This window comes from Paenibacillus sp. 01T422, assembly GCF_056398785.1.
The window spans coordinates 1-10,294 of record NZ_JBFTQB010000116.1; the positions used below are offsets into that span (position 1 = coordinate 1).

Sequence of the window (10,294 nt, forward strand, 5' to 3'; positions counted from 1 at the left end):
TTAATTACAAGTAACCTATCTACTCAGATGCCCCGTTCCAAGTTGTGTTCCAGGTTGCGCTCCATTTAGGCGCGTTAGCAGCARTAGATGGAAAATCTACCGTTATTCCGCGCTGTTTGGTCGCAGGAAGCAGATTAACGGTGGAAACTACATCTAAATCAGCGGTAGCTACCCGAAATCTGCTCGATGTGCAGATATTAACAACAGAAACTGGAGCTAAATGCAAAATAGTCGATCAGCAGCGGAAAGTAGCAGCAGTAATCGGCGTTAATTACAAGTAACCTATCTACTCAGATGCCCCGTTCCAAGTTGTGTTCCAGGTTGTGCTCCATTTAGGCGCGTTAGCAGCAGTAGATGAAGAATCCACCGTTATTCCGCGCGGTTTGATCGCAGGATGATTTTGGAAAATCAAATTCGGGCACCCTACCCCTAACACGAATTACCTTCAGCCGTAGTTATGCATCTTAAATCTTAGTTATATCAACACCCTACAGGATTCAGGTACTCTTAGAGATGTAAACACAGTCATTTCTAAGTACATGGGAGGTCACATATTAGATGAAAAAATCATTCAAACAATGGATCGGCGTTGGCACCACAGCTGTTATGGCGGCAACGGTATTAGCAGGCTGCGGAAGCACAGCGAACACGGCACAGCCATCTACTCAGCCAAGCGCTGGCGCTGCTGCAACCGCTAACGCAAAGCCATACGCAGGCAAAACAATCTCGCTCGTAACGGCCAACCACCCTTGGGCAGATGCCATTAAGCCTCTGCTGCCGGATTTTGAGAAGGAAACAGGCATTAAGGTGAATGTCGAAAGCTTTTTCGAGGATCAGCTCACGCAAAAGCTGACGGTTCAGTTCACATCTGGCTCCGCAACGCCTGACGTTTTCATGTACCGCCCGCTCCAGGAGGGTAAGCTTTTCTACAAAAACGGTTGGGTTAATCCTTTGGATGAATACGCGCAAAAAGCGAAGGATTACGATTTCAACGATTTCTCCAAATCAGCCATCGGCTCCACGACGGTTGAGTCGAAGTTAGCGGGCATTCCGATTATTACGGAGCAAGAGATTCTATACTATCGCAAAGACTTGCTGCAAAAGGCAGGCATCGCTGTACCGAAAACGTTAGATGAGCTTAATGCTGCGGTGAAAAAACTGCACGATCCGAAAAACGAGATGTATGGATTCGTCGCAAGGGGCCAACGCTCTCCGCTTGTCACGCAGGTGTCATCCTTCCTGTACTCGGAAGGCGCGGACTTCACGACAGCCGAGAAAGCCAGCATCAATACGCCTGAAGCGATCAAAGCTTTTACGACGTACGGCACGCTGCTTAAAGATTACGCACCTCCAGGTGTGCTTAACATGTCCTGGCCGCAGGCCTTTGGTATTTTCGCACAAGGAAAGGTTGCTTTCTTAACGGATGCCAACTCCTTGTACCAGAACGCGACAGATCCTGCCAAGTCCAAAGTAGCAGACCAAGTCGGATTCGCTGTATTCCCTGGCGGCAAAGCAGGTTCCAAGCCTTACAGCATCACTTCTTGGGGACTTGCCATGAATGCCAAATCCGGCAATAAAGATGCGACTTGGGCCTTCATCCAATGGGCAACAAGCAAAGATGTTGTGTTGAAAACACAGCAAAAAGGCAACCCTGGCGCCCGCGCTTCGGTATGGGATAAGCCAGAAGGCACGACCGGATTCCCTGCCGAATTGGTTCCAATCATCAAGGAAAGCGCCAAAACAGGTGTTGACCACGACCGTCCGACGGTTATTAGTGTAGGTGAAGCACGTGATGCGGTTGGTGAAATCGTGCAAAAAGTGATGTCTGGCGAAACCAACATCCAACCCGTTGCAGATAAAGCTAATCAAGCGCTGCAAACCATTATCGATAAAGATAAAACGAGATAAATAGGTGTTTGGGGGGTGAAAAGGGTCATCTGATGGCCCTTTTTCCTTTCATACTGTTCCTTTCACACAGCTCCTTCCTAATTACATTCATCAGAAAGGGTGACTTCAGGTGCAATACAGCTGGTTTAACCGCAACTTAAAATGGATTTATACCCTTCCGGCCGTCATCTTCGTCCTGCTGATGATGCTGTTTCCAATCATCTACACGGTCCGCATCAGCTTCTACGAATGGAGCATGTCCGCTACGACGCCTCCCCTTTGGGTGGGATTATCCAACTACACAGCTTTATTAAAAGACGAGCGTTTCTGGCATGCAGCAGGCTCGACATTTTATTTTACCTTTGCCGCACTCGCTTTGGAGGTTATCCTTGGCATTGCTATCGCCTTACTCCTCTCCAGGGAGTTTCGTGGGAAGAACCTCGTTAAGACGGTTTTCCTGCTTCCAATGGTCGCAACACCCGTTGCCATGGGCTTGGTCTGGATGCTGATTTACGAGCCAACAATCGGCGTTGCCAACATGATGCTCAAATCGATAGGGCTCGAACCACTGTTATGGCTGGCTTCTCCCAATCAGGTCATTCCGTCTCTGGTCATCGTAGATGTCTGGGAATGGACGCCGATGATTGCGCTCATCATTATGGCCGGATTGGCAACGCTGCCAACAGACCCTTATGAAGCCGCTGACGTGGACGGTGCAAGCACATGGAGAAAGTTCGTTTCCATCACGCTTCCACTTTTAAGACCAACGATTATCGTGGCAGCTATGCTCCGTTTAATCGATGTTTTGAAAACATTTGATATTATCTACGCAACAACTCAAGGCGGACCGAACTTCGCTTCGGAGACGCTGAATCTTTACGGCTATGTACTCGGCTTTCAATACTTTAAACTCGGTATGGCATCGTCCTTGCTTGTCATTTTCTTCGCATTGGTGATGGGGCTTACGTTATTTATGATTTGGATGCGCAAACGAATGGAGGGAGCCACTTCATGAAGAAAAAAAGAGGTTCACGATTCCTGCAAACCCTACTTACCTTCATTGTGCTCATCGTTTTTGCATTCCCGTTTGTCTGGATGCTGCTCGCCTCCTTCAAAACACAGTCGCAAATTCTGTCGACGGGCCAAATGTTTATTTTCAAACCAACTTTTCATAACTATGTCAGTGTGTTCAAGGAATACGACTTCATAAGATTCATCTGGAACAGCTTCCTCGTTGCTTTCGGTTCGACGCTGCTGTCCCTTATCTTAGGCCTTCCGGCAGCCTATGCGATTGCAAGGCATCACCTTCACAAGCTTGGGCTTCTCATTCTAGTCGCAAGAATCATCCCAGGCATTACGTTCCTGATCCCTTGGTTCATTTTATTTTCCAAAATCCACTTGGTGGACACGTATACTGCCCTCATTTTGAGCCATATGCTCGTTGGTCTGCCCTTTATTATCTGGATTATGATTTCCTTCTTCGAGGCTCTGCCGACCGAAATTGAGGAATCCGGCCTTATTGACGGCTGTACGCATCATCAGGTTTTCTTGCGGATTATTCTGCCGATCTCCGGGCCTGGCGTCATCACGGCATCCCTGCTTTCATTTATTTTCTCGTGGAACAATTTCATGTTCTCTGTCATCTTAGCTGGGGACAAAACGAAGACGCTGCCGATCGCCGTTTTCAACTTCATGTCTTATTCCGAAATCAACTGGGGAGCTCTTATGGCTGCAGCTTGCATCATTACGCTTCCGGTGCTAATCATCGCCTTAGTTTCACAGCGCTATGTGGTCAGCGGACTTTCCGCAGGTGCTGTTAAAGGTTAATCCTGAAGGGTCCATTCATTTGGAGGACTTCTCTCGTAGGCGTATACTCTAAGTTATAACGCTTAGATGACCCGGAAGGTGATTGGCATGCCCTATAAACTTAATATTTTTAGCAAAATCTTAATCATGTTGATCTTACTGCTCATTCCTATCGTACTGCTGTACAGCTATACGAACCGGATTACTAACAATGTTGTACAGGATCAGATCCAGTCTTCCAATCTAAATCAGCTCTCCTTCTTCATGCATCAGCTTGATGCGGATGTGGAGCGGCTTGCTATGTCCCCCGTCATTCTCGGGAGCGATCCTTATATGAGGGAATACATTAACCGGAGCGATTCACCGGGCTATGATGTGCTGAAAGAACAGTCGCGAATGATTCAAAAACTTAGTTTGCAAAGCGTCTCAAGCGGCTGGGTCAATGAACTCACGGTGGCTATTCCCAAGGGGAAGCAGGTGCTTTCCTCCAGTATTTTCGTCAACGGCACCGATGCATGGCCTTGGCATCGAGCTATTCAGCGCACTTGGACGTATGAGGTTCGCGAAGGAGACAAAGGCGTAGGGTCTTTCATCCGGGAAATTAGCGAGCCGATACGCGCACAGACGGTGGATCAAGCCAATGTGCTCTATCAGGTAAGATTCAGCGTCCAAAACATGGTGAATCTAATGGACGTGTACAAGCAGGACAAACGTAGTGATCCTTTTTTGGTGGACGGTAAGAACGCTTTGATTGTCAACAGCTCCTCTAACCAGCAGATCACGAATGCCATTAGAGCGCAGCTTGCCCTTGATGTGGATCTTCCCACCTCCGGCCAAGTCCAGTTCGCGATCGATCGCCAGCAGTATTTGATTAGCTATGTGAAATCTACGCAGCTAGGTTGGTTTTTAGTGGATTATGTGCCTGTTGAGAAAATACTCTCACCCATTACCATGACGCGCAAATTGTTCTATATCACCATTGGACTTCTGCTCGTTATGAGTGTTTTGGCTTCTTTCATGCTGTACCGGAACGTGCAAATACCAATTGGCAAAATGATGCAAAGTGTGCAAAAGGTGAAGCGCGGCGATTTATCTGCCCGTATCCATTACAAAGCCAAAAATGAATTTGATTTCCTCATTCAGCGTTTCAATGAAATGGCAGAACAAATTCAAGTGCTGGTCGAAGATGTATATGCGGAGAAAATCCGTTCCCGAGAGGCGACCTTGAAGCAGCTGCAATCACAGATTCATCCGCACTTTCTTTATAACTCCTTGTTTTTCATTATCAATTCGGCGGAGATGGAGGACAAAGAGTCTGTCGTGGCTATGGCGCAAAATTTGGCCGAATTCTACCGCTATACGACCAGGGTTGAAAAGCAGGCCGTTAAGCTGGCAGACGAGCTCGACTTGGTCGGCCACTACCTGAATATTCAGCAGCTGCGCATCCATCGTCTGAACTATGATATCTCTGTTCCCGCGAATATGCTGGAAGAATGGGTTCCACGGCTGATCCTTCAGCCATTGGTCGAGAACGCCATTCTCCATGGCATTGAGCGCAGCGTGGAAGGCGATCGCATCACCATCACCGGTGAGCAGGATGAGAATTGGAACCGCGTCATTGTTGAAGATAACGGCGCAGGACTTAACGAGGCGGGACTAGCTCGGCTGCTGGAACAGCTGCATTCACCGATGTCGGATGATATTGGCTGCGGCACTTGGAATGTCCACCACCGGCTGTTTTACCAGTTCGGAGAAGGATCAGGGCTTACTTTTTATCCTGGTGAACAAGGGGGCTTGAAGGCTGTGTTAACTTGGAAGCGCAGTGCGCAGATGAACCTTCCAGAAGCTAGCGGGGAGAGCAAACGATGATTCAACTTTTGATCGTCGATGACGAAGCTCATGTTGTAGATCGGCTACATGCCACCATTAACTGGGCATCCGTTGGGATCGAACAGGTGTTCAAAGCCTACTCAGGCAAAGAAGCGTTGGAGCTGCTGGAGCAATTCTCCATCGACATTGTCCTAACTGATATTCAGATGCCGGGGATATCCGGCTTGCAGCTCATTGCGGAAATCAACCGCAGGTGGCAGAAAACAAAATGCATTCTCTTATCGGGTTACTCCGATTTCAACTATGCCAAGGAAGCCATTCTTCAAGGAACTGAAGATTACTTGCTAAAACCTGTTACCGAGCAGGATCTGCTAGCTGCTGTCGGGCGGGTCATGCAGAAGCTTCAGCACGAGTGGCAGGAAGTTTTCTCTAAGCAGCGTCTTAGCTATACGGTCAAGGAAAATCTCCCTCTGCTGCGCGGCAATTTGCTGAGCGACCTTCTTCAGGGGCGCAAGCTCACCGAGCAATCCCTGCGGGACAAAATGCAGATGCTGGAGCTTCCGGATTTCCACGAACATCCCTGTGTGCTGCTGATGATTCGGCTTGAGTCGGATTTTCTGGAGTATGATATGAGCCGCTTATCCCTTATGGAGTATGCCATCAGCAACATGGTCGAGGAATTGTTCGCGGAGAAATTCGATAGCTGGCACACGAAAGATGCGCATGATTATTTGATTTTTGTGATGAAAAAGAAGCCGTTGGCCGCGGATCAAGAGGACTCCTCCTGGCTCGAACGAACCGCCTCTGTGCTGCAATCGGCTGTAAAAAACTACTTAAAGGGGAAAATCTCCATTCTGCTGAGCAGTTGGGGGCAATTTCCTAGCGAAATTACAACCCTGTATAACGCTTCTTTGAGCGCTTTTCGCAAGCAAATTGGCAGTGAACATGAGCTATTGATACGACTCGGAGACGAATCCGTCCRACCCGAGCTCTCAGCGCTCCAAAGGTTGTATGAACCACCGACGCTTAATCATCTTCTGGAAGCCGCCCGTTGGGAGGATACAGAGGATAAGCTGACCCTGATTTTCGACGAAATGGAAGCCAAATTCTCCGAATCTCAGGAGCATTTGCTGGAGGTTTACTTCTCTGTAGCGTCTGCTTTTGCCTATATTGCTCACAAAAATGGCCGGCCTCTGCACCAGCTCATTGGCGGTGATTATGACCGGATGACCGAAGGCATCCCCTTTCGCACGGTCAACCAGCTCCGTGAATGGACGATTCGTTCCTTGCATCGGATGAGGGCAGACATGGATCAGGAGCGGAAGGACAGCAGGGTCACCTTGATTAATGATATCAGGTCTTTTATCGATCAGCATCTAGCTAGCGATGTTTCGCTGCAATCCATTGCCGATCATGTCTTTTTGCACCCGGTGTACGTGTCTAAAATTTATAAACTCGAAACCGGCGAAAACCTCAGCGATTATGTCAACCGTGTCCGGATGGATCGAGCCGCCTATTTGCTGAAAAACGGTCACGATAAAATATATGAAATCGCTACGCAGCTCGGGTACCAACGTCCCCACTCCTTCAACCATGCCTTCAAAAAGCATTACGGCATGACCCCACAGGAGTATCGCGATCAATATTCATAAAAAGGAGGATGTACGGTATGTCGTCGGGAGTTTTGCAGCAGTTGAAGAAATCGAAGGTCATTGCCATCATTCGCGGCATTGAGCCCGCTCAGGCGCAGCCTCTGTTTGAGGCGCTTGCCGCTGGAGGCATTGAACTGGCAGAAGTGACAATGAATACGCCAAATGCGCTGCAGATCATCCAGATGATGCGTACAACATATGACGGCCGCATGGTCATTGGTGCCGGAACCGTGCTGAACACCGCTTATGCGGAAGAAGCGATTCGGGCCGGCGCACAGTTCCTGATTTCCCCGAATGTGGATCAGGGCATGATTGAGAAAGCTTTGGCTAATGACGTGCTTCCGATTCCGGGAGCCCTTACCCCGACTGAAATTGTGCAGGCTATGAACTTCGGCGCATCGACTGTGAAACTATTCCCTTGCTCCAGTGTAGGACCTACTTATCTGAAAGAGATAAAAGGTCCGCTGAACGAGGTGAACCTCCTCGCTGTTGGCGGGATCACGAAGGACAATGCTGCTGCTTATCTCGAAGCAGGCGCTTTTTCCGTCGGTGTAGGAGGAAGTTTGGTTTCGCTTAGCGAAATTCAAAGAGAGAATTATAAAGCGATTACAAGATATGCCGAGCAGCTCATGGCGGCAGTAGACCAGTAAGACATTCTAGGTTATGGGAGAGGAATTTTACCATGAAGATTACGAAGTTAGAACTGTTTAAGGTGCCGCCAAGATGGTTGTTTTTGAAAATCGAAACCGATGAAGGCATTACAGGATGGGGCGAGCCAATCGTAGAGGGGAAAGCGGATACAGTCGCAGCCGCAGTTATGGAAATGAGCGAGCAAATCATCGGCAAAGATCCGATGCGGATCGAAGACATGTTTCAAGTGCTGTACCGCGGCGGTTTCTATCGCGGTGGGCCTATCCTGACAAGCGCGATCTCCGGGATCGAGCAGGCGCTTTGGGACATTAAGGGGAAATTCTACAATGCCCCTATTTATGATTTGCTAGGCGGTGCGTGCCGTGAGCGCACTCGCGTTTATTCATGGATCGGCGGCGACCGTCCGAGCGACGTCGGGCTGGCGGCCAAACAGCAGGTGGCCGCAGGGTTTACTGCCGTGAAGATGAATGCCACGGAGGAAATGCATTACATCGACTCGCTCAGCAAAGTGGACGAGGCTATCGCTCGTATTGCCGCTGTCCGTGAAGCCGTTGGCCGCGATGTTGGCATCGGCATCGACTTCCACGGGCGCATCCATAAGTCTATGGCCAAAATCCTCGTCAAAGAACTGGAGCCGTACCGTCCGATGTTCATTGAAGAGCCCGTTTTGCCGGAAAATAATGAAGCGCTTAAAGAGATCGCGCGCCACACCTCTTGCCCGATTGCAACCGGCGAACGCATGTACACACGCTGGGGCTTCAAAGATCTGTTGGCGCAAGGCTATGTGGACATTATCCAGCCTGATCTCTCCCACGCCGGAGGCATTCTGGAAACCCGCAAGATCGCCGCGATGGCAGAAGCCTACGACGTTGCGGTTGCGCCGCATTGCCCGCTGGGTCCTATCGCTCTGGCATCCTGCTTGCAGCTGGACACTTGCTCCCCGAACGCTTTCATTCAGGAGCAAAGCTTGGGTATCCACTACAATCAGGGCAGCGACCTGCTCGATTATTTGAAGGATCCGGCGGTGTTCAAATATGAAGACGGCTTCGTCAAAAATCTAACCGCTCCGGGCCTCGGCATCGAGATCAACGAGGACAAGGTTCGTGAAATGGCGGCTATCAGGCACAACTGGAAAAATCCCGTTTGGCGCCAAGCGGATGGTACAGTGGCTGAGTGGTAGGGTCTCACTCGTGAAAAGTTAAGGTTATAGGGCTGTTCCCGAAGGTCCGTAAGGACTGGAGGGGCAGCTTTTTTCTTGTACGACGAGGGCAAGTTAAAGTGCCGTGAGTCACATCAGCAATCGCTCGTTCGGCAGCTCCCATGTAGCCCGGATGCAGCCCTTCCCCAATAGCTGCCCTGCCGTCAGCCGCTATGCCCGTTACGGACTCAGCAGCCGTTATTCTGCTGAATCCGGCTGGTCTTGCAGTGCTATCGGACTGAGGAGGCGCTATCTATGAATTTTGCCACTGTTTTTGGCATTTTCATAGCCAATAGCGGCTCCTGTGTCCGTTACATGCTAAATCTACTCCAAAAGCAGCAAATAGCGTCACCTCAGTCCGTTAGCTCCGACAGTTGGTGCTCGTAGGAGGTAAGCTAGCTGCCGTAGTAACATGAATACTGCCTAAAGTAGCTAACTAGTTAAAGTGCCATGAATCCCATCAACAGCCATTCGTCCACCAGACACAATTTACTCCATGTGCAGCACGCCAACCGCTCGACCACCTGCTCCCCATGCAACCCACCGCCAATAGCTGCCCAGCCGTCAGCCTCTGTGCCCACTACGGACTCAGCAGCCGTTATTCTACTGAATTTGGCTGGTTTTGCAGTGCTATCGGACTGAGGAGGCGCTATCTTGAATTTTGCCGCTGCTTTTGGCATTCTCATAGCCAATAACGGCTCCTGTGTCCGTTAGATGCTAAATCTACTTCAAAAGTAGCAAATAGCGTCACCTCAGTCCGTTAGCTCCGACAGTTGATGCTCGTTGCAGCTAGAATTAGGAGGCAAGCTAGCTGCCGTAGTAACATGAATACCGCCTAAAGTAGCCAACTAGTTAAAGTGCCATGAATCCCATCAACAGCCACTCGTCCACCAGACCCGCATGTACACCATGTGCAGCACACCAATAACCGCTCGACTACCAGCTCCCCATGCAACCCACCGCCAATAGCTGCCCAGCCGTCAGCCGCTGTGCCCGCTACGGACTCAGCAGCCGTTATTCTGCTGAATCCGGCTGATTTGGCAGTGCTATCGGACCGAGGAGGCGCTATCTATGAATTTTGCCACTGTTTTTGGCATTTTCATAGCCAATAACGGCTCCTCTGCGGCTAGAATAAGAAGTGGACACATCCGTTAAGTGACCCCAATAATAGACTTAACGAATAGGGGGGTGTCCGCCAATGGGAGAGCAACGCCAACGATATAACGAAGATTTTAAAAAAGAAGCAGTAAAATATGTTCAGGAACAAACA

The 10,294-nt window shown here is 49.5% G+C and carries 9 protein-coding genes; 8 read left to right on the top strand and 1 reads right to left on the bottom strand.

Annotation, left to right across the window (positions count from 1 at the left end; all coding sequences use genetic code 11):
- Positions 1-140 precede the first annotated feature (140 nt).
- The 8 genes from AC1DUA_RS09055 to dgoD all read left to right on the top strand — a co-directional run bounded on the left by AC1DUA_RS09055 (position 141) and on the right by dgoD (position 9,006).
- Positions 141-281 carry a hypothetical protein gene (locus tag AC1DUA_RS09055; protein WP_477499418.1) on the top strand — a complete coding sequence of 47 codons (141 nt, stop codon included), beginning with the start codon at positions 141-143 and terminating at the stop codon, positions 279-281.
- A gap of 277 nt (positions 282-558) precedes the next feature.
- Positions 559-1,908 (top strand): ABC transporter substrate-binding protein, encoded by a 1,350-nt coding sequence (locus AC1DUA_RS09060; RefSeq protein WP_477499419.1) that lies wholly within the window; start codon positions 559-561, stop codon positions 1,906-1,908.
- Between the two features lie 109 nt (positions 1,909-2,017).
- The gene (locus AC1DUA_RS09065; protein WP_477499420.1) at positions 2,018-2,902 is read left to right on the top strand and encodes a carbohydrate ABC transporter permease; all 885 of its coding nucleotides are present in this window, start codon (positions 2,018-2,020) and stop codon (positions 2,900-2,902) included.
- Positions 2,899-3,714, top strand: a complete 816-nt coding sequence (locus AC1DUA_RS09070) for a carbohydrate ABC transporter permease (RefSeq protein WP_477499421.1) — start codon at positions 2,899-2,901, stop codon at positions 3,712-3,714. Before AC1DUA_RS09065 ends, AC1DUA_RS09070 begins: the two co-directional genes overlap by 4 nt.
- Positions 3,715-3,801: 87 nt before the next feature.
- A complete protein-coding gene (locus tag AC1DUA_RS09075) occupies positions 3,802-5,562 on the top strand; it encodes a sensor histidine kinase (RefSeq protein ID WP_477499422.1) in 1,761 nt (586 codons plus the stop codon).
- Complete coding sequence (locus tag AC1DUA_RS09080) at positions 5,559-7,175, top strand: response regulator (RefSeq protein WP_477499423.1); 1,617 nt, start codon at positions 5,559-5,561, stop codon at positions 7,173-7,175. The genes AC1DUA_RS09075 and AC1DUA_RS09080 overlap by 4 nt, the downstream gene beginning before the upstream one ends.
- A 17-nt stretch (positions 7,176-7,192) precedes the next feature.
- On the top strand, positions 7,193-7,825 hold the full coding sequence (locus AC1DUA_RS09085) for a bifunctional 4-hydroxy-2-oxoglutarate aldolase/2-dehydro-3-deoxy-phosphogluconate aldolase (protein WP_477499424.1): 633 nt from the start codon (positions 7,193-7,195) through the stop codon (positions 7,823-7,825).
- A gap of 32 nt (positions 7,826-7,857) precedes the next feature.
- Positions 7,858-9,006: a galactonate dehydratase gene (gene dgoD / locus AC1DUA_RS09090; RefSeq protein ID WP_477499425.1), complete on the top strand. Its 1,149-nt coding sequence runs from the start codon at positions 7,858-7,860 to the stop codon at positions 9,004-9,006.
- 458 nt (positions 9,007-9,464) lie between these two features.
- On the opposite strand, the gene AC1DUA_RS09095 is transcribed toward dgoD, so the two are convergent.
- Positions 9,465-9,710: a hypothetical protein gene (locus AC1DUA_RS09095; RefSeq protein WP_477499426.1), complete on the bottom strand. Its 246-nt coding sequence runs from the start codon at positions 9,708-9,710 to the stop codon at positions 9,465-9,467.
- Positions 9,711-10,294 lie beyond the last annotated feature (584 nt).